Raw genomic sequence first — 21,645 nt, 5'->3', positions numbered from 1 at the left:
TATTAATCGATTATGTGGCTTATCCTAGCATATTTTTTAATCGTGAACAGGTTCTTAGAAAAAGTAACCCAAACGACCAAATATCTATTGGTTGATGAAATGCAAGATACCAACCCGTTGCAGTGGTTACTATTGCAGCCGTTTATTGGACGTACCCAGTTATTCTGCGTGGGTGATGATGCCCAGTCGATTTATGGCTTTCGCGGGGCGGACTTTGAAAATATTCATAGCTTTAAAGAAAGAGTACCTGATGCCGAAGTGCTAACACTGGATTTAAATTATCGCTCAACTCAAGAAATTTTGGACTTGTCCAACTGGCTACTTGATCGAAGTGAGCTCGATTATAAAAAACGGCTTACCGCACATCGCGGTGAAGGGATTAAACCGGTGCTCTACAGCTTTGGCAATGAGTTCGATGAAGCGCGATTTATCGTCAGTGATTTAAAAAAGCGTTATGACAAAGGGGCACCGTGGCATCATCATATGATTTTGCTGCGCTCAGCGTTTTCAGGTCGACAAGTGGAAAGCGCACTCATTGCTGCAAATATCCCGTATGTGTTTATTGGCGGCACCAAATTACTTGAAGCGGCGCATGTTAAAGACTTAATCAGTATGCTACGAGTGACCGTTAACTACCTAGATGAACTCGCTTGGATTCGCTTTTTAACGCTATGGGATGGCATTGGCGATGCTGGAGCAGGGAAGCTCGTTAATGAGTTTTTAACCTTACCAGACTTGAATGCTTGCATTGAGGTGCTTGATAAGAAAAGCAAAGTATCAAAACCTGCTATTGAAGCACTTAAGGAACTTGCTAAGCTACAGGAACTGCCAGAGAAAAGCATTGATATCGCCTTTGATGCGTTGACTGACCAACTGCAAAAGAATTATGAGAAAAAAGACTGGGAAAGCCGAGCCCGTGACTTTGATTTAATCAAACAACTTGCCATGCGACATGGCACATTAGCTGACTTTATTGAAGCGTATGTGTTAGACCCAATCTCGCATAGTGAAGTGAGTAAACAAGATAATGATGATTTGGTGACGCTGATTACCATTCACTCTGCCAAAGGGGCAGAACGTGAAGTGTGCTATATCGTCAATGCGTCTGTGGGACAATATCCGCATATACGAGCTCAAGATAGTTTTGAAGAAGTGGAAGAAGAAAGGCGTGTGCTGTATGTGGCAATGACTCGAGCAAAAGATGAACTGATTATCACACGGCAAAACTTAAATACCTGGGCGACGAGCCGGGTTGATGGGCAAAACCGTACGATTGAAAGTTACTTCTTAAGTGAAGTACCAACTGATTTGCTACCTGATGATGCAGGAATGCGTTCGTTTACAAATAGAAGGGATAGCTTTGACAGTCATAGACCGCTAACAAATCGACCAATCATTGGGCTAGATTTAGGGGATGATTTTGATGGTATACCTTTTTAAAATATAACTTTATCTTAAATAAATTTAAAACCTAGTAAGTTAGATGCTATGAAGCTTATCGATAATATTAACAATTTATTTGGCAATGACATTAAATCACAATTAAATAATGGCTCAGAAAATCGCATTAAGATTGCTGCGTCTTACTTTTCTATTTATGCGTTTGCTGCTCTGAAAAATGAACTTGAAAAAGTTGAAAGCTTGCAGTTTATTTTTACATCACCTACTTTCGTCGCTGGCAATTCCATAGCAAAAAACCCAATAGAAAGTATGGTTGATAAAATTAAAAAGGAAAAGCGAGAGTATGTTATCCATGAATCGCTAGATGAAGATTTGCGCTCAAGAATCCGCCGAGAAAATAGCCTTTATGGTACTGCCTTTGAACTACATCTCAAAAATAAACTAACCCAAAAAGCGATTGCCAAAGAATGTGCCGACTGGATACGACGAAAAGCCATATTTAAGTCAAATCGCAGTAATGCGCCTATGCAAGAATTTTTGTATATTGGTAATAGTCTAGACAAATTTGCCTATATGCCTATTCAAGGCTTTACACCTGTTGGATTGGGCTATGAAAAAGGCAATGCCATCTCCAATATTGTCAATCGACTAGAAACCCCGTTTGCCGAGCAATATCTTAATTTATTTAACCAAATCTGGAGTGATACCAGCAAGGTAGAAGATATCACTGAATCTATTATTCGACATATCGCTTCGGTGTATCAAGAGAACTCACCAGAACGCATTTATTTTTTGATGCTGTATCATATCTTTCAGGATTTTTTGCAAGATATTAATGAAGATGTCTTACCCAATGATTTAACAGGTTTTCAAGAAACGCTCGTTTGGCAAAAACTGTTTAATTTCCAAAAAGATGCGGCAAAGGGTATTATCAACAAATTAGAAACTTATAACGGCTGTATTCTCGCGGATAGTGTCGGCTTGGGTAAAACTTTTACCGCTCTGGCTGTCATCAAATATTATGAACTACGCAATAAAAGCGTATTGGTGCTTTGCCCCAAAAAACTGGCTGAAAACTGGACAAATTATAATAGCAATGTGGTAACCAATTTATTTGCTAAAGATAGATTTAGTTATGATGTTCTATACCACACGGATTTATCCCGCACACGTGGCGAGACACTAGGTATTGATTTGTCACGAGTCAATTGGGGAAATTATGACTTGGTAGTGATTGATGAGTCACATAATTTTCGCAATCGAGAGTTTTTTAAGGATAAACAAACTCGCTATGACCGCTTGATGAATCAAGTGATTCGGCAGGGGGTCAAGACCAAAGTATTGATGCTATCGGCTACCCCAGTTAATAACCGTTTTAATGATTTAAAAAATCAACTCGCCCTAGCCTATGAAGGCGATAGCCAAAACCTTGATGCCAAATTAGATACTGAACGAGATATCGAGACGATTTTTAGGCGAGCTCAAGCCAGCTTTAACGTATGGGCAAAACTATCACCACAAGAACGCACCACATCGGCAATTTTAAACTTACTTGATTTTGATTTTTTTAAGTTATTAGATAGCGTCACCATTGCTCGTTCTCGCAAACATATCCAAAGTTTTTATGACACCAAGGATATTGGGCAGTTCCCACAGCGTCTCAAGCCATTATCGTTTAGAACTCACATTTCTACTTATCCAGAAGGCGATGAAAAAGCCGTCTCACTTAATGAGCTTTATCAAGATTTATCGCTTATTCGTATGGCGGTTTATGCCCCTGTTGGCTATATTTTGGATAGCAAGATTGCTAAGTATGAAGCGATTTTTGATACCCAAACGCAAGGTGGTGGTAAGTTCCGCCAAATTGACCGTGAAAAAAGCTTGCAAGCTTTGATGACGGTTAATTTGTTAAAACGCCTAGAAAGCTCTATTCATGCGTTTCGGCTGACTTTAACGGTGTTACAGACCAATATCAAAAATGTGTTATCTCAAATAGATGATTTTAAACAACGTAAATCCAGCCAACAAAAAAACAGCGATGAAGTTAGTATTTCCCTAGACTCAAGCTATAATTGGGGCTATGACGAAGATGAAAATGGCGAAAATCTGTATCCAGAAGATTTAATCGGTTCAAAACTTAAAATTCATCTTGAAGATATGGATTTACTGCGTTGGCAAGCGGATTTGTCCAGTGATTTGGTGATTATTGAAGGGATATTACGTTCTATTCTCCCGATTGATGAACAAGCCGATGCCAAACTCCAGCATTTACTTGAGCATATTACCCAAAAAATCGAAACACCTATCAATAATAATAACCGCAAAGTTATCATTTTTACTGCGTTTGCTGATACCGCAGACTATTTATACAAGTATATTGCTCCCATGATGCTTGAGCGGTTTGGTATTCATACCGCTCTGATTACAGGTACTCATAATAAGTCCACTATTAAATCTATGCCAAATCGCCGTCACGGCTATGATATGCAAGGGCTTTTGACGTTATTTTCTCCCATTTCTAAGCAAAAACAAGCCATTTTCCCTGATGAAAGCCGTCAGATTGATTTATTAATTGCAACGGACAGTATCTCTGAAGGTCAGAACCTGCAAGATTGTGACTATCTGATTAATTATGATATTCATTGGAATCCTGTGCGTATCATTCAACGTTTTGGGCGGATTGACCGTATTGGCTCACCCAACCAAGTTATACAACTTGCCAATTATTGGCCTGACATTAGCCTTGATGACTATATCAATTTGCGTGAGCGCGTGGAAAATCGCATGGTGATTGTGGATATGACCAGTACAGGCGATGATAATATTTTGTCCGCCAAAGCCAATGATATCGCCTACCGCCGTGAACAACTGCAAAAATTGCAAAACGAAGTATTAGACCTTGAAGATGCCAATACAGGCGTTGCGATTACCGATTTGGGGCTCAATGATTTTCGCATGGATTTGCTTGCTTATTTGGAGCAAAATCCAGAAATAACCCGTTTACCAAAAGGCTTACACGCTGTTGTACCTGCTAGAGCGGACGATGGTCTGCCTGCAGGTGTGATATTTGTCCTTGAGTCACGACAAGGATTCAGCAAAGAACTTTCAAGTGATATAACCGCTAACCGTCTTTATCCCTATTTTTTGGTTTATATCAATGAAACAGGCGAGATTATTAACGACTATACCCAAGCCAAAAAGCTACTTGATAGAGCCCGCCTTGCTAGTCGTCATCTTGATAAACCATTACCTAGTGCCTATGAGGTTTTTAACGCACGAACCGATGATGGTCGCAATATGGCACATTATTCTAAGCTACTTGACCAAGCGGTCGCCAGTATCCAAGCCGTGAAGGCGGAAAAGGATATTGACAGCTTGTTTAGCGGTATCACGACCAGTGCGTTAGTCGATGATGTGTCGGGGATTAATGATTTTGAGTTGATTGGGTTTATTGCGCTAATTGATGATACACCATAAGGAATGTTATTGTGTTATATCGTTATCCATCTACCGCCAAAGTCGATAAACTGATTCCCAAAAATAAATTCTATCAACAAGGCAATGCCACCCACCGTATCGAACGCTTATTTGTCGAGCAAGTCGAGACTATCCGCTGGGCGTACAAGTTATCCAGCCAAACGATTAACTTGTCCGATAGCGACACGGTCAAAGAAATCCAAATTTTTCAGATTGACAGCCGTGTAGCTGAGTTTGATACCGATATTTGTGAATTTATTGATAAGACCATCCCATCGCCGATTATTTTTGAGGTGCATTTTAGTCATCAAGTCAAGGTGATTGCCACTTATAAAAGAGTAAACCAAGCCGATAGCCAAAAAGTGGTATTGGGTAAGTATTATTCATCCGACTGGCTAGAAGTTAATGAGCGTCAAGATTTGCCTTTGGTGTTTAGCATTGCGGATTTGTACGAGTGGTTGATTGAGCGGTTATTGGCAGTGGATTTGCCCAAGGATTTGGACTTATCACCCATTGCACCGCAAGCTATCGCTCAGGCAAGCGTATCGCATGATACAATAGCGGATAAAATTGCGTATGCCGAAAAAGTAGCGTTGTTGAATAAACAAATTGAGGTGTTGCAAAAACGCATTGATAAAGAAAAGCAGTTTAATCGACAAGTTGAGATGAACTTGCAGTTGCAAGGGTTGCAGAAACAGTTAAACGAGTTCTTAAAATAATTTTGGAAAGCCCATGAGTATTAGTCAGATTATTCAGCAAATTACAGAGAATAGCCTTTCAGAACTGCAAGAAAGTGTTGATATTGAATGTAAACTTGCTGGGGGAAAAGATGGTAAAGGAGAGTTACCTAATAGTTTTTGGGATAGCTATAGTGCATTTGCCAATACAAATGGCGGTGTTGTGATACTTGGGGTCAAGGAAATTAAGCAAAACAACACTTTTGAAGTATCAGGTATTGAGCGAGTTCATCAAATCAAAGATGATATTTTTAAGACAGTCAATAACAAGAATAAAGTGAGCTACAACCTACTCACAGATAGCAATATTTTTGAATGGGATATTCAAGGCAAGACGGTCTTGTTAGTCTCTGTTCCTAGGGCAACTCGTAAGCAACAACCCATATTTTTAGATGGCAATCCCTTTGGTAATACCTTTATTCGACAGCATGAGGGTGATTTTAGATTACCTGATGAACAAGTCAAACGGTTAATTGCTGAACAGGTTAAAGATAGCCTAGATAGTGATATTCTGCCCAATTTTTCGTTGTCAGATTTAGATTTAACGTCCCTACAAGCTTATCGGCAACGTTATACTAACTTTAACCCTACGTCACCTTGGAATGATGACGATAACCAGAGTTTTTTGACTAAAATAGGTGGTTATGGCAAAAATCGTGAGACAGGGGAACAAGGACTAACAAAAGCTGGGCTACTGATGTTCGGACATCAAGAAGCTATTTATGAGATTTTTCCAGAGTATATGTTAGATTACCAAGAGCGAGAATCTGATGATGATACAGTTCGCTGGATAGATAGAATCGTACCCGATGGGAATTGGAGTGGTAATCTATTCGATTTTTATCGTAAAGTATCAGCTAAACTTCCCCAAGACCTTAAAATCCCTTTTAAGTTAAAAAATGGTGAACGGCAGGATGATACCCCCATTCATAAAGCTATCCGTGAAGCCTTGGTAAATTCATTGGTTCACGCAGACTATAGTGACCGTGCATCAGTCAAGATTGTAAAATACACCAATCACTTCTATTTTCGTAACCCTGGTCTAATGCGTGTGCCTATTGAGATATCATTGCAAGGTGGTGAGTCAGATTGCCGTAATCGCAACTTGCATAAGATGTTCCGATTTATTAATGCAGGCGAGCAGGCAGGTTCGGGGATTCCGCAGATTTTAGCAGGTTGGCGAGCTTGTCATTGGCAATTGCCATCTTTGTATGAGAAACGAGAGCCTAATTATCAGACGGTGCTTGAATTGAGCATGAATGACTTGTTTCCAAACGATGTCATGCAATATTTAGAAAATGAATATGGCAAAGCGTTTTTAGCTCTTAGCACTGATGAACAGGCTATCTTAGCAACTATCTATCTTGAGAATGAAGCCAATCATCAACGCCTAAAAACATTATTACCCAATCATCCTGCTGATATCACCAAGATGTTACAGCACCTTGTAAAGCAAGGTATGCTGGTATCGACAGGCGGACGATGGGCGGTTTATAGCTTGGCGAGTGATAATAGCCTAGCAGGTAACGACCAAAGCTTGGCAGGTGCAAGCACTGGTCTTAACGAGCCAAGCTACCCTAATAATGAGCCGAGCTACCCTAATAACGAGCCGAGCTACCCTAATAATAACCAAAGCTTGACAGATAAGAATGCTGGCTTAACAGGTAAAAGTCTAAGAATTAAAACCATACTAGAGTTATGTTTGGAAAAACCCTTATCTTCTGGAGAGATTGCCCGTCGTTTGGGTCTTAATCTTCAAGGGTTGAGAAATCGGTATTTGGCTGATTTGGTTAAGAATGAATACTTAGCTTATACTTATCCCGATAACCCTAAAGATAGACGACAGACGTATATAACAACTGATAAAGGCAAAACATTTATTCGTTCATAATACAAAGTTCACAATATTTTCAATGTACAGTGTAATGTGAAGTCAAATAGAAAAATGTACAGTGTAATGTGTACAGTGTAATTGAATACACATCTAACTATTATCAAAAGAGGAAAAAATCATGCCATCGTCAAACCTAAAAATGCACACCCCAAACCTAGTCGATAGCAATATTGAGCGTCTTGCCGCGCTGTTCCCCAACTGTGTCACCGAGAAGCCAAAAACCGATGAGCAAGGCAAGGTTATCCGTGATATGAACGGTGAAGTAGTGCTTGAGCGGGGCATTGATTTTGAATTGCTCAAGCAAGAATTATCGCATTCGGTCATTGATGGGTCACAAGAGCGTTATCGCCTTGACTGGGTGGGCAAGCGTGAGGCGATTGTGACGGCGAACAGTCCGATAGCCAAAACGTTACGCCCGTGCCGTGAGGAGAGTGTGGATTTTGAGACGACGGGCAATTTGTTTATTGAGGGGGATAATCTTGAGGCGTTGAAGTTGTTGCAGGAGAGTTATCTTGGCAAGGTGAAGATGATTTATATTGACCCGCCGTACAATACGGGGAATGATTTTATTTATAACGATGATTTTGCGGCGGATACGGCTGAGTTTTTTGAGCGGTCGGGGCAGGTGGATGGCGATGGTAATCGGTTGGTGGCGAATACGGAGAGTAATGGGCGGTTTCATAGTGATTGGTTGTCGATGATGTATAGTCGGCTTAAATTGGCTCGTAATCTGTTGGCTGATGATGGCGTGATTTTTATTTCGATTGATGATAATGAGATTCATAATTTGAGAAAAATCTGTGAAGATGTTTTCGGATATACAAACTTTATTGCTGAATTAATTGTAAACTCAAATTCTTCAAAGAATAATGCAAAAAAAATATCAGTTTCACATGAATATATTCTTTGTTTTGTTAAAGACTTTACTAAAGAAACCAAAGACTGGAAAATTCAAAAACAACAAATCAAAGCCTATGAAAGCCGAGCAAAACAATTGTTAAAAATGAATTTGACTGAAGATGAAATTCATCAGGAGCTTTTACAATTAGTTAAGTACCCCAGATTTTATGATTTTGACCATTTTACCTATGCAGATAAAAATGGTGTGTACGAAACTGATAATTCTGGTGGCGTTGATAATGGGAATTTTAAAACCGAAATTTTGCATCCAGTAACAGGTAAGCCATGTGCAAAACCGAATGGTGGTTGGCGTTATAAAGATGAAACTTTAAAACAAATGGTAAAAAATAACCAAATAGTTTTTGGTAAAGACGAAAGCATAATTCCTAGGGTTAAAAGATACTTACATGACTATAATGAACAAGTTCCAAAATCAAATTTATATTTTGACTCTCAAGCAACCACCAAATGGCTAAAATCAGAACAACTACCTTTTGATTTCCCCAAATCAATAGATTTAATTAAACATATTTTGAGTTTTAATGATGAGAAAAACGCCCTAACTTTAGATTTTTTTGCAGGGTCATCGACAACGGCTCATGCGGTTATGCAACTGAACGCCGAAGACGGTGGCAACCGCAAATTTATCATGGTACAAATCCCAGAGGCAACAGATTCAAAATCCGAAGCGTTTAAGGCAGGCTACCCAACCATCGCCGAAATATCCAAAGAACGCATCCGCCGAGCAGGGACAAAAATCCGCCAAGACAACGCCGACAAAGACCTAAACCATCTTGACACAGGCTTTCGAGTCCTAAAAATCGACACCAGCAACATGAACGACATCTACTACCGCCCCCAAGACTACAACCAAGACCTACTCGCTACACTCGAAAACAACATCAAAGAAGACCGCAGCGACGAAGACTTACTATTTCAGTTTATGCTAGACACTGGCGTGCCGTTATCCTTGCCCATTGAACGCACCGAGCTTTCTAGTAAATCAGGCGGACACACCATCTACCAAGTGGGCGGTAACTCACTGATTGCCAGCCTAGACTACATCGACGCAAATATGGTCAATGACATCGCCGCACTCAATCCACTCAAATTCATCACCAGCGAACGCGCCATCGCCACCGACAGCGACAAAACCAACATCAAAGAACGCTTTAAACAACTATCACCGCATACCGATGTCCGCTTTATCTAAGGGAAAAGGAGAAAAACATGAAAATCACCTTCAAACCCTTAGCCTACCAACTCGATGCCGTGCAAGCCGTCGTCGATGTGTTCCGTGGACAAGAACAACTGATTGGGCAAACCCGCTATACACTCGATAGGGGCATACAGCCAACCCCCAAACGCGTGACACAACAGGCAGGGCTAGATTTTGGCGAAACTGATATATTGCAAAATTCTGCCTTACAAACCTATGATATGTTAGACGATGAAAATATCGGCTTTGCCAATACGCCGTTATTTGACTTGAATGAAATTCTTAAAAACATCCAAACGGTGCAAGCCAATAGACAATTACCAAAATCCACCGAGCTTGTCACAGCTGACAACAAAAAAGGCGACAGCCTGACCCAAAGCCCGCTCAATCTCAACATCGAAATGGAAACAGGTACAGGCAAAACCTACACCTATTTACGCACCATATTTGAGATGAACAAACAATACGGCTGGTCAAAATTTATTATCGTCGTGCCCAGTATCGCCATTCGGGAAGGCGTGAACAAAAGCATTAGCATGATGGCGGATGACTTACTGGCAGAATACGGCAAAAAGCCACGAGCCTTTATCTACGACTCCAAAGCCTTGCACCACCTAGAGAGCTTTAGCTCAGATGGCGGTATCAATATCATGATTATTAATGTGCAAGCCTTTAACACCATCAAAGAAGGGGCGAACAACGAAGCATCACGCAAAATCTACGCCAGCCTAGATGAATTCGGCTCTCGCCGTCCCATTGACGTGATACGCCGTAACCGTCCTATTATCATCCTAGATGAACCGCAAAAAATGGGCGCGGACAAGACCTTACAGTCATTAGCAAACTTTAATCCGCTGTTTATCCTACGTTATTCTGCTACCCACAAACGTGACTACAACCTAGTCTATCGCCTAGACGCACTCGACGCTTACAACCAAAAACTGGTCAAAAAAATCACCGTCAAAGGCATCGAAGTCAAAGGCTTGACAGGCACACATGGCTATCTATACCTACAAGACATCATCATCTCAAACAAAGCCCCTGTCGCACGATTAGAAATGGAAATCAAATCCAAAAAAGGCGAGTTTCGCCGAGAAATCCGTAATGTGGAAAAAGGCAGAGATTTATTTGTTATTTCTAACGAAGCCGAACAATATAACGACCACTACACCGTCACCAACATCACCGCCGACAGTATCGAATTTGCCAATGGTATCCGCCTGACTATCGGACAAGGCAACAGTAAACAAGGCACAGGCGAAGACAAGGATTTACGCCAAATCCAAATCCGAGAAACTATCCGCTCGCATTTAGATATCGAACAGCGACTGTTTCACAAAGGCATTAAAGTCTTGAGCCTATTTTTTATCGACGAAGTCGCCAAATACCGCCAATACAACAGCGAAGGCAACATGGTCAATGGCGACTATGCCAATATGTTCGTCCAAGCCTACAAGGACGAAATCGCACAGCGGATTGATTTGAACCTACAAAATGACCCTTACCAAGACTACCTCAAAGCCATCGGTGCCGACAGCACCCACAACGGCTATTTTAGCCTTGATAAAAACCGCCACATGATAGACCCAAAAACCAAACTGGAAAAAGACGAAGAACTGGGCGAAAAAGTGCTAGTCGCTGACGACATCGATGCCTATGACTTGATTTTAAAGGACAAAGAATCGCTACTGGCATTCCCCGAACCGCTAGACAGCGACGAACAAAAGGCACGCAAAAACGTGCGGTTTATTTTTTCGCATTCCGCCCTGCGTGAGGGCTGGGACAATCCCAATGTCTTTGTCATTTGTACGCTTAAACATTCAGACAACGTCATCTCACGCCGTCAAGAAGTAGGGCGTGGTCTGCGATTAGCGGTGGATAAATTTGGCAATCGCATGGACAGCGGTTATCTACCATTGGGCGAAGTGCAACGGCTTAATAACCTAACCGTCATTACCAATGAAAGCTATACTCAGTTTGTCGGCGAACTTCAAAAAGAAATGCTTGCCACCCTTGCCAATCGCCCAAGCAAAGCCAATCCGCAATACTTCACGGGTAAAACCTTGGTGAGTGAACTGGGTGGGCAAATGGTCGTTGATGCAGATACAGCTAATGAAATTTTCTTCTATTTACGTTCTCATGGTTACACGGATAAAGCAGGTAATCTGTCAGAAAGCTATCATCAAGATAAAGAAAACGGCAAATTGCCAAAACTGCCCGATGAGTTGCAACCCTTTGCCAATTCTATCCATAAACTCATTAGCAGCGTGGTGAATCCAAATGCCCTTGATGGCATGTTTAACGATGGCAATAGACCTAAAAATACCATCAACCCAGACAATCTAAACCGTAAAGAATTCCAAGCCCTATGGCGACGCATCAACCAAAAATCGATTTATCAAATCCAGCTTGATAGCGAAAAATTAATTGCTGAGAGTATCAGCGAAATTGATAAAGTTAGCCGTGAGCGTAATAACAACTTTGTCCAGTCACTCACCTATACCGTCAAAACATCTGAGCAAAAAGATAGTCTAGATTACGACACACTCAGACAAGGTGACAGCTTTGGGCAAGTGCAGTCCAACCGTGAGCAATATAGTGTGAATGTACAAACGCCGATTCGCTATGACCTTATCGGGCAAGTGGCAAGCCGTACCAATCTGACCCGTCGTACTGTCGTTGCTGTATTGAGTAAAATAAACTCAGCGGTCTTTTCACAGTTTAAACATAACCCAGAAGCCTTTATCAGCGAAGTCAGCCGTATCATCAACGAGCAACAAGCCAAACTAATTGTACAAAACATCGCCTATGAGCTTACCCAAGAGCGATACGATAGTAACGATATCTTTGTAAGTAATATTCCGTTGTCAGATACCGCCATTAAAGCCAATCGTCATGTCTGGGAGTATGTGGAAACAGACTCGGATGTTGAACGCAAATTCTTGGCAGAGCTAGAGCAGCACATCAATGAAGTTGTGGTGTATGCCAAACTGCCCAAAAACTTTGTCATCCCCACGCCATTTGGCGGTTATAACCCTGACTGGGCGATTGCCTTTAATCAAGACAAGGTACGTCATGTCTATTTTGTCGCAGAGACCAAAGGCTCTACCAGCGAAATAGACTTGAGAGAGACCGAAAAACAAAAAATCGCCAGTGCCAAAGCGTTTTTTGCCAAACTGCAACAGACACAAGGTAACAATAGCGAATTTGAACAAGTGGATACCTTGGCGGCAGTTGAAAAAATGCCAGTTAGCTATGAAGTAGTTAATAGCTTTGACAGCTTAATGCAAATCGTAGGGATGAAATAGACAGAGGGCGTATCGCATAAGCCCAAACAACATAGACTAAAAAAGGCATCATCATGAGCTTTATGGCAAAATCGGCAAATTACCAACGTCACTTTCGAGAGTCGGCTGCATGGCGACTACTGCGAGCCGATAATGCTCCGTTTATCTTAGCCTTTATCGCCACCGCCTTTGAGACAGACAGCGAAATCAGCTATGCCCAAGCCAAGACTTTATTAGACAACTTTCTCACCGAAGCTCGTCTGGACGGCACTTGGCAGACCGAATCCAATGCCAGCAGTTATCTTAATGACTGGATAAACAAAGGTTGGCTCAGAGAAATGGATAACCGCATTACCGTCACCGATTCGACCGATAGGGTATTGCGGTTTTGCCAAAGTTTTGACGAGCGGATGATTAGCACATCGGCATCGCATCTGAGAATTGTCCAAGAGTCGGTGCGAGATTTGGCAGTCATGATGAGTGAAAACACCGCTGAACGTATCGCCATTTTAGAAAAACAAAAAGCCCAACTAGAGCGTCAAATTTCCGATTTGAACGCTGGCAATGTCGTCTATCTCAACGACTATGAAAAAAAGGAACGCATTCGAGAGATTTATCAACTAGCGTTTGGCTTGACAGGGGACTTTCGCTTACTCGAAGAAGAAATCCGCAAAATGGACAAAGACCTGCGAGTGCAAATGATTGACAACAATATGAGCAAAGGCGAATTGCTCCAAAAAGTCTTTGAGCAAGAAGACCTACTTGCTAAGACCGATGCTGGCAGTGCTTTTGACGGATTTTTTCAGTTGTTATCCGATGACCACCGCTTGACTGAGTTTACCGAGCAGATGCGAAGTGTGCTAAAAACCTTGGATAAATCTCAACTTGCGCCCCATCATCAGCAGTTTTTAAGCACCATTATCCCAGAGCTGACCCGTGAAAGTGACCGAGTTTTTCGCATTCGCCGCCGTACCGAAGAACAGCTAAAGTCCTACATCGAAAGCGGAGCGATGAGTGAAAATCATGCCGTTGATAGACTGATTGGACAACTTGAAAAACGTGCCATTCATTTCAAACAAACCCCAAAAATATTCGATACTGACACAAGACTTAGCTTAAAAGTCGGCAAAATGCCTTATTCTTCGCCTGACAGTATTCGGCTAAAAGTCGCCGAAGAAAAACTCAGTTTAAGCGATATCAAAGAGCAACAAAACAACCGTGTATTGAGTCAAAAAACCCTTGAAAATCTAGATGCCGTGCAAACCACCGAAGTCGCCAAAAAACTGTATTCTGTTTTAAATCAACATGGAGCGATGAGCCTTGCCAATATCAGCAGTTATCTGCCCATCCAGTCAGGGCTAGAAGAACTAGTCGCCTTTATCCGTATCGCCAAAGCCGTGCAAGCCACCGACATGGGGCAAACCGAACCCATTCAAGTAACCGATAAATTGGGCAATCAACTACAAGCCACCATTCCCAAACTTATCTTGAGCAAAGACCACTTTCCCCATGACTTTGTCGATAATCCCATGAACTTAAATTTATAACCCAAACCGATTAAAAAATAACCTTAAAAAATACGGAAATTCACACGGAAAATAGCAATGACAAACAGCTTTTTTAATATGGTCACTGGCAATAATAACCAGCCGTCCGATAATCAACCTATTTCTGTAACACAGCCAAATGATAGCCAATCTGATACCCTGATTGATAATAGCGTGATTGAAACTACGATAGAAAATAGCGGAAATATTGATACCGACACAAATACGAGCCAAAATAGCCAAGACAGTAGCGATATGCCCCATGATGCACGCCGAGCCTTGGTGTATCTATCGCAACAAGGCGTGGTACTCGCCAGTCAAAAACCGCAACTTTTTAATAACATCGTCCGCCATCAGAGCCGTATCCGCCGTCATTTATCTGAGCTGTATTGTAGTCTAATCATTGATGAGCATAGTGGCGTGGCATTTGTGGCACGTTCAGACTTTACTGCCGACAATCACGAGCATATAGCAGGGCTTGAAGACTTAGAGAGCGAAAGCGAACAACAAGAACTGGCAGATGAAGATGTTAGTTCCTTGATTCAAAAACGCACCTTAACCGTATATGACACCCTATTGCTACTGACTTTGAGAAAATACTACCAAGAAAGGCAAAATTTGGGCGAAACCGAAATTATCATCGATATCGAAAAATTAGAAAGCCTAATGTCGCCGTTTTTGCCCTTGACCGACCACGGCTCAAAAGACAAGAAAAAATTATCCAATCGGCTAGACCATTTTACCAAACAACACAAATTGCTAATTGCCAAACGTGCAACAAAGCACGACAGCAGTCAAGAACGCTATGAAATCACGCCCATGATACGCTATGTGGTCAATGCCAGTCTGTTACAGGCCATGTTGAATGAATATAAAGCCTTGGTCGGTGAAGATATGGCAGAAGAATCTCATGAAGCAATGAATGAAGATTTTGAACAAGAAAATCATATATCAAAGCAAGCTATTTTAACTCAAAAAAGTGAATCGATACCGCTATCAGACAAACAAGACAAACAAGAAAATATTCAAGAAAGCTTGTTCTAAATCAAGGGAATGGATAAAACCATAAAGAGAAAACCATGACAAACAATCTATTCGACTCATCACAGGCAGGGCAAATCAAACTTCGAGAAATATCCATGTTTAATTGGGGCTCATTTGCAGGGCTACACACCGCCCACATCGACCCAAACGGCACGCTGATTACAGGCGATAATGGGGCAGGAAAATCCACCCTTGTTGATGCTTTAATGGCATTACTCATGCCACCCCGTCAAGCCAACTTTAATATTGCCGCCGCCCAAAATGACAAATCCGACCGCACCATTTTGTCCTATATGCGGGGCAGTTATGGCCAAACGCATGACGGTGCGACCACAGCGACCAAATCCAAGCGTAATAAAAAAGTCATCACAGGGCTTAGGGCGTTATATCATCAAGGCGATAACGATGATAAGAAAAAAGATAAAAACAAGGGCAATGATATTACCTTGATTGGACTGTTTTGGGCGGACAGCAATGCCACCAGTGTGAGTGATGTCAGACGTATTTATTTGGTTGCCAATCATGATGTCACTTTACCAGACGTTTTAGCCGAATTTAACGAAAATTATGACCGTCATTTTCGCTCATGGCTAGACAACCAAAACATCAGCCATACCCAAACCTTTGATGCGTATCAGACCCTGTATCAACAAGTGCTGTGTTTGGGTAACAAAAATGCCCCCGCCCTGCTCTCTCGTGCCTTGGGGCTAAAAAAGATTGATAATCTCACCGACTTAATCCGTACTTTGGTGCTAGAGCCAAGCAACCTTAAAGATGACGCCCAAGGGATTGTAAAAGAGTTTGACACCCTAAAAAAAGAACATGATATCTTGCTTGATGCTCGTGAACAAGCCAAAAAACTTGAGCCATTACCCAATCTTGCCAAAAAATTGGAGCAACTCAAAAGCGATATCGCTCAACTTGAAACACTCGGAAAAGCCGTCCCCATTTATCACGCCAAACACGAACAGCGACAACTTGAGCAAGATTTAGCCGTTTTACAAAGCGACTATCATACCATTAAAAATAATATCGACGAAAATCAAACCCAATTACAGCAGATGCAAGAAAGCTCACAAAAGTACTATACCGAGTACATGAATTTGGGTGGGAATCGCATCGAAGAACTACAAAAAGAAATAGGCTATACCCAAAGAGAATTAGCTCGTATTAGCAAAAACGCATCAGCTTACCAGTCGTTATGCGAAAAATTAACGATAGCTAAAGATTTACAGCAAACTATCTTTGAACATCATCAACAGCAAGCGGTCAATGAGCAACAAAACCTTGAACATCAGCTAACAGAAGCACAAAGCGACTTTGGCGTGGTTAGTGGGCAATTTAGCTTGATTCAACAAGAATTTACCCATATCCAAGCCGAAGTCCAAGAAATTAAAGCCCGACCCAATTCCAACATTCCGCTTCAATTACAACAATGGCGAGATACACTTTGCCATGATTTAAATCTTTCTTTGGATAATACCAAATTTATCGGCGAAATGTTGGATATCAAAGGCGACCAAACCACTTGGCAAGGGGCGATAGAGCGAGCGTTGGGCGGACTGAGAACCACGCTATTAGTCGATAAAGCTGTGTATTCAAGCGTGACAAGCTACATCAACAGCCAACGCCACACAGGGCTACATCTGCGAGTGCAAGTCGTTGATAGCGATAACCGTCAATCAGCTGAATTTTTGCCAAATGGCTTTTTAAGAAAACTGGCATGGCGAGAGCATCCGTACCGAGAGTGGCTCAAAGGTTTTTTGAAAAAACACGATTTAACCTGTGTCGAAAGTACGCAAGTTTTGGACAATACGCCTTTTTCGATGACTATCAACGGCTTAATTCACAAAGAAAAAGGACGTTTTGAAAAAAAAGATATCAGCAAAATCGATGACAAACGCCAATGGCAACTGGGTTTTAATAACCAAGTGTTGTTAAATTCATTATTAGAGCAACAAGCGGATTTAAGAAATCAGCTATTAGGGCAAGAAAAACGGCTTAACCAATCTCGCCAAACCATGGAAAACATCAGAAAGCTAAAAGAAAATTGGCAAAAAATCCAAGACTTCACTTGGCGTGAGATTGATGTACCAAGCTGGCAACAGCAACTCGAACAGCAACAACAGCAACTGGCGATTATCGAAAATGCCCAAGGCGATATTGCCAAATTCAAACAACTTTATCAAGAAAGCAAAGACAGCATCGTCACTTTGACCCAACAAAGCCAAACATTAAACCGTCAAGAAGGCAAAATCCAAGAAAAACTCAATTATATCGAAACTAAAATTAGCCAGAACGCCCATTTGGCTAATCAAGCCATTAGCGAAGACACCCTTGCACAACTCGATAAACACAGCCAAAATCTAGCCGATAAATTCCAACTGGCAAGCACAATTCAAGCGAGTCTAGACAGTAAAACCAAACGTCTAAGCGAAGAAACCAACACCGCAGGGCGGATTATGGCAGGCTTTAAAGCCAATCCAAAATGGCAACCCATTAGTGCCGACTGGACGGATAATGAGCAAGGCATGGCGGATTTTATTGGTTATTATGACAAACTGGTCAAAGAAGGCTTGGGCAAACTCACCGAAAAATTTGAAAGCCGAATGAATAACAATCTCACCCAATCATTGGTCAATTTTAGAACCAAAATGAACACTGAGAAAGAACAAATCAAACAAGGCATTGAACAGGTCAATCAAGTGTTGCAAAAAACCGAGTTTCGCCCCAATACCTTTTTACGCCTAAAAATCAAATCCGAAAACTATGCCCATGTGGTTGATTTTAATAAACAATTAACGAATTTAATGGGATTGATGACCACCGAAGAACATGAAAAACGCTTTAAGCTATTAAGTGATATTAATGTGATTTTGGACAAAGCATCGAGCGGTACGACCGCCAACAATGTCGAGAGCCTAAGACTGCTAGACCCACGCTATCAGATGAGTTTTAATGCCGAAGAGTTTAAAACCGACCTTGACACAGGCGAAGAGCAAGTCATCGATGTTTTGAGTTCATCGAGTGGCAAATCGGGTGGCGAAAAAGAATCCTTTGCAGGCATTATCGTCGCTGCTAGTCTTGCCTATGTACTGACGCCAACAGGTGGCGATAAGCCCATTTACAGTACCGTGTTTTTGGATGAAGCATTCTCTAATACACAAGAATCCGTCAGCCGCCGTGTGCTTAATGTCTTTAACAAACTTAATATTCACATCAACCTAATTACGCCCTACAAAAATCTGAACCTAGCACGAGAAGCTGCTAATAGTTTGATTATCTGTGAACGTAATATCAACGAACATGAAAGCCAGATGACCGAAGTAACATGGGAAGAATATGACCAACAAAAAAACCAAACTAATCATCTAAAAAATCAGCTTGAAAACATGAATATACAAATACAAAGTATGACAACCTAGGATGGTAAAACATGACGGCATGGGGGAAGTTGCCAAAAGAAGTCGTTGATGAATTGAACCGACGTTATTGGCAAAATATTGGCAAATTTAAACAATTGTTAAAAGGAAATATGCCACAAAAAACTATTTTTCCAATCGTTGTACCTTTAAAACCGCCAACTTCTGGCAAAGTCATTGCTCAAGATACACAATCTTTTCAAGCGTTTGTCAAAGCTTGGCAGGCGTTTGAAGGTGATTATCCCAATCTTAAAATCCAATGGCAGACAAAAAATTTGGGATTTTTGGGCGAGCAGAAAATTCCCACAAAATTGATTATCAATGATTTACCTAAGCTAACAGAGATGTTGGGTCAATCAGCGACGCAGCGAATCAGCAGTTTGCAAGAAAAATTTCAACAATTGGTGCAATTAGGCAAGACTACTGACGTTCAAAAACGTATTTTTAATAACTTGATTAGCTATCTTGAAATGATAGAACCGCTATCAGATTTGCAAGTTATCAAGCTTACAAAACTTTTGCCACAACTAAAAGTCGCCATGGGTAAAGGAAATTACCTTAGGGCAATTAACATTGAAGGAATTGATACCAAATTTATCGAAAACAATTTAAAAGTGATAGAAATTCTAGCAGAAAGCTTATATTCCCCCACTCAGCAAACTATCGATAACGCATCGATTGCAGAATTTGATTTGCTCAACTGGTTAAGGTGTGAGATAAAGCCAAAAGATTGGCTATTCGTGCGACCGCTTTGTGAGCAATCAAAAACTGCATTGGCTAACTTACCGATTCTAAAGTTATCATCACAAACTTTATTGTCATATGAATTACCTGCCAAAAACATCCTTGTCATTGAAAATGAAATGCCTTGTTTTATGTTACCACATTTACCTAATACAATTGCTGTAGCTGGTGGTGGTAAAAACCTAACATGGTTAAAAGCAGAATGGTTAAAAACTAAAAAAGTCGCCTATTGGGGTGATATTGATTCTGAAGGCTTGGCGATGCTATCAGATGCACGTAGAAAATGTCCGAATATTCACTCCATTATGATGGATAAAACCACTTATGATTTGTATGAGAACAGTCGAGGAGATGAACCCATTTTTACCAAAAGTGTACCTGAGTTTTTGCGAAAAGAAGAAACCGAATTATTTGATTTTATCGCTCAACAAGAGATAAACCAAAGAAGGTTAGAACAAGAATTTATCGCTCAAGATTATATGATAGCTGAACTTCATAAATGGTTACTTACTAATATTTAAGCCATAAGCAAATTTCAACATTGCTATGAATAAAGATACTTCAAAATTTTTTTATTGGTATTATCTTTATTATATCTATTATAGACATTCTCAATTCCGGTCTATCAGCGGATTCGATAATCTAAAGATGTACAGATAGGAGAATTAAAATGTACAAATAGGATAAATAAAGACGTCAAATAGGTGAGTTAAAATGTACGGATAGGTGAAACCGGTGTACAGATAGGTGAAATGTATAATGATAAAGATTTAGCCGAAATATCATCAGAAATTCGGTACGATAATCAAGAAAATTGTTAGGCTTTGTAACCGATGCATTTTAAGATAGTTTATGATTTTATCCATAACGCTTTAGACTTCTATACTCTCACTAAATAGTTTTATAGCGAGTCAAGAAGTGGGGAATGAGCATAATTTTTATAAAAAAGGTGCAAACGAAGTTATGATTATTAAATCAAATACTTTGGTTGAAGCAGGATATGACCTGACTGAAGCTGAACAAGATTTAATGACATTAGCAGTCAATAAATTGCATCGTCTGAAGTCAGGTAGTCGGCGAGTAATGATTAGTGCTCAAGAGTTCGCTGCGGCTAATCGTGTCAATGAAGTTTATGCCTATCGTGCTTTAAAAGATACCGCTAAAATTTTAGGCGATAGAAAACTCAGATTTACCTTGTATATTGACAAGAATATTCAAGCAGAACATGATACAGATAAATTGACAGTGATTAAGCCTAATCACGATAACTACACCACCTTGCGTTCGGAATACAGTTGGTTGCAAGGTGTGATGTACCAGGACCAACAAGGCTTTATCATCTTAGATTTTTCTGATCCATTGAAGTTTTTGATTGAGAACACCAGCAAATCCTACACTCGTTACGATTTTATCAAAACAGTTGAATTTACAGGTTCTAGTAGTAAAAGATTATATGAGCTAATCAGCAAATGGAAAGATATTGGGAAAATTCCACCGATGACTGTTGAGGCGTGGAAAGATATTTTTGGTGTGTCAGATAAATACCCGAAAATTGCCGAGTTTCGTAGAAGAGTGTTAGATCCAGCCATAGAGCAAATTAATAAACAGGGAGATTATCACTTAACGCTTGAATCTCAACGAACGGGTCGAAGTATTTCTCATCTAGAACTAATAATTAAACAAAAGCGAAAAACAAATAAAGAAGAAAAGGCTGATTCAAAATGCATCAAACTACTAACAACTTCTCAAGCTCAAACATTTGCTAAAAAGTTAGCTAATGATAGCGGATTTGGTAGTAACTTTGCTCGTATAGGCGAATCATCTAATGATTTTTTAAGGCGTTTAATAGATGAATTACAGAGGGATAAAAATAGAGTATCTGACTATATGCCTTATTTAATCAAGCTTGGATTTAAATAATAACTGAAGTTACGCAGCCCTTTAAAAAAGCGCTATCATAACAAAAAAAGCAG

Annotated in this window: 10 protein-coding genes and 1 pseudogene; all 11 read left to right on the top strand. The window is 40.6% G+C overall.

The window, feature by feature from the left end; all coding sequences use genetic code 11:
- Positions 1–9 precede the first annotated feature (9 nt).
- A pseudogene (locus RTN07_RS10845) lies at positions 10–1,440 on the top strand (ATP-dependent helicase); the annotation flags it as partial.
- Between the two features lie 48 nt (positions 1,441–1,488).
- On the top strand, positions 1,489–4,878 hold the full coding sequence (locus RTN07_RS10840; protein WP_159676809.1) for a helicase-related protein: 3,390 nt from the start codon (positions 1,489–1,491) through the stop codon (positions 4,876–4,878).
- A gap of 8 nt (positions 4,879–4,886) precedes the next feature.
- Positions 4,887–5,597 carry a DUF4391 domain-containing protein gene (locus RTN07_RS10835; RefSeq protein ID WP_076775516.1) on the top strand — a complete coding sequence of 237 codons (711 nt, stop codon included), beginning with the start codon at positions 4,887–4,889 and terminating at the stop codon, positions 5,595–5,597.
- Positions 5,598–5,610: 13 nt separating this feature from the next.
- Positions 5,611–7,506, top strand: a complete 1,896-nt coding sequence (locus RTN07_RS10830; RefSeq protein WP_076775514.1) for an RNA-binding domain-containing protein — start codon at positions 5,611–5,613, stop codon at positions 7,504–7,506.
- 121 nt (positions 7,507–7,627) lie between these two features.
- Positions 7,628–9,622, top strand: coding sequence for a site-specific DNA-methyltransferase (locus tag RTN07_RS10825; RefSeq protein ID WP_312177939.1), 1,995 nt, complete (start codon positions 7,628–7,630; stop codon positions 9,620–9,622).
- A 17-nt stretch (positions 9,623–9,639) separates the two neighbouring features.
- On the top strand, positions 9,640–12,936 hold the full coding sequence (locus RTN07_RS10820; RefSeq protein ID WP_312177937.1) for a restriction endonuclease: 3,297 nt from the start codon (positions 9,640–9,642) through the stop codon (positions 12,934–12,936).
- Positions 12,937–12,989: 53 nt separating this feature from the next.
- Positions 12,990–14,462 carry a DUF3375 domain-containing protein gene (locus tag RTN07_RS10815; protein ID WP_159676805.1) on the top strand — a complete coding sequence of 491 codons (1,473 nt, stop codon included), beginning with the start codon at positions 12,990–12,992 and terminating at the stop codon, positions 14,460–14,462.
- A 57-nt stretch (positions 14,463–14,519) separates the two neighbouring features.
- Positions 14,520–15,506: a DUF4194 domain-containing protein gene (locus RTN07_RS10810; RefSeq protein ID WP_159676804.1), complete on the top strand. Its 987-nt coding sequence runs from the start codon at positions 14,520–14,522 to the stop codon at positions 15,504–15,506.
- 35 nt (positions 15,507–15,541) lie between these two features.
- Positions 15,542–18,931, top strand: coding sequence for an ATP-binding protein (locus RTN07_RS10805; protein ID WP_076775506.1), 3,390 nt, complete (start codon positions 15,542–15,544; stop codon positions 18,929–18,931).
- 11 nt (positions 18,932–18,942) lie between these two features.
- The gene (locus RTN07_RS10800) at positions 18,943–20,193 is read left to right on the top strand and encodes a Wadjet anti-phage system protein JetD domain-containing protein (RefSeq protein ID WP_076775504.1); all 1,251 of its coding nucleotides are present in this window, start codon (positions 18,943–18,945) and stop codon (positions 20,191–20,193) included.
- A gap of 442 nt (positions 20,194–20,635) precedes the next feature.
- Positions 20,636–21,592, top strand: a complete 957-nt coding sequence (locus tag RTN07_RS10795) for a RepB family plasmid replication initiator protein (RefSeq protein ID WP_076775502.1) — start codon at positions 20,636–20,638, stop codon at positions 21,590–21,592.
- Positions 21,593–21,645 lie beyond the last annotated feature (53 nt).

Source organism: Moraxella sp. CTOTU46934 (genome assembly GCF_031979465.1).
GTDB lineage: Bacteria > Pseudomonadota > Gammaproteobacteria > Pseudomonadales > Moraxellaceae > Faucicola > Faucicola tetraodonis.
Note: the sequence above shows the minus strand (reverse complement) of the source record. Positions and strands in the feature narration are given on the sequence as shown.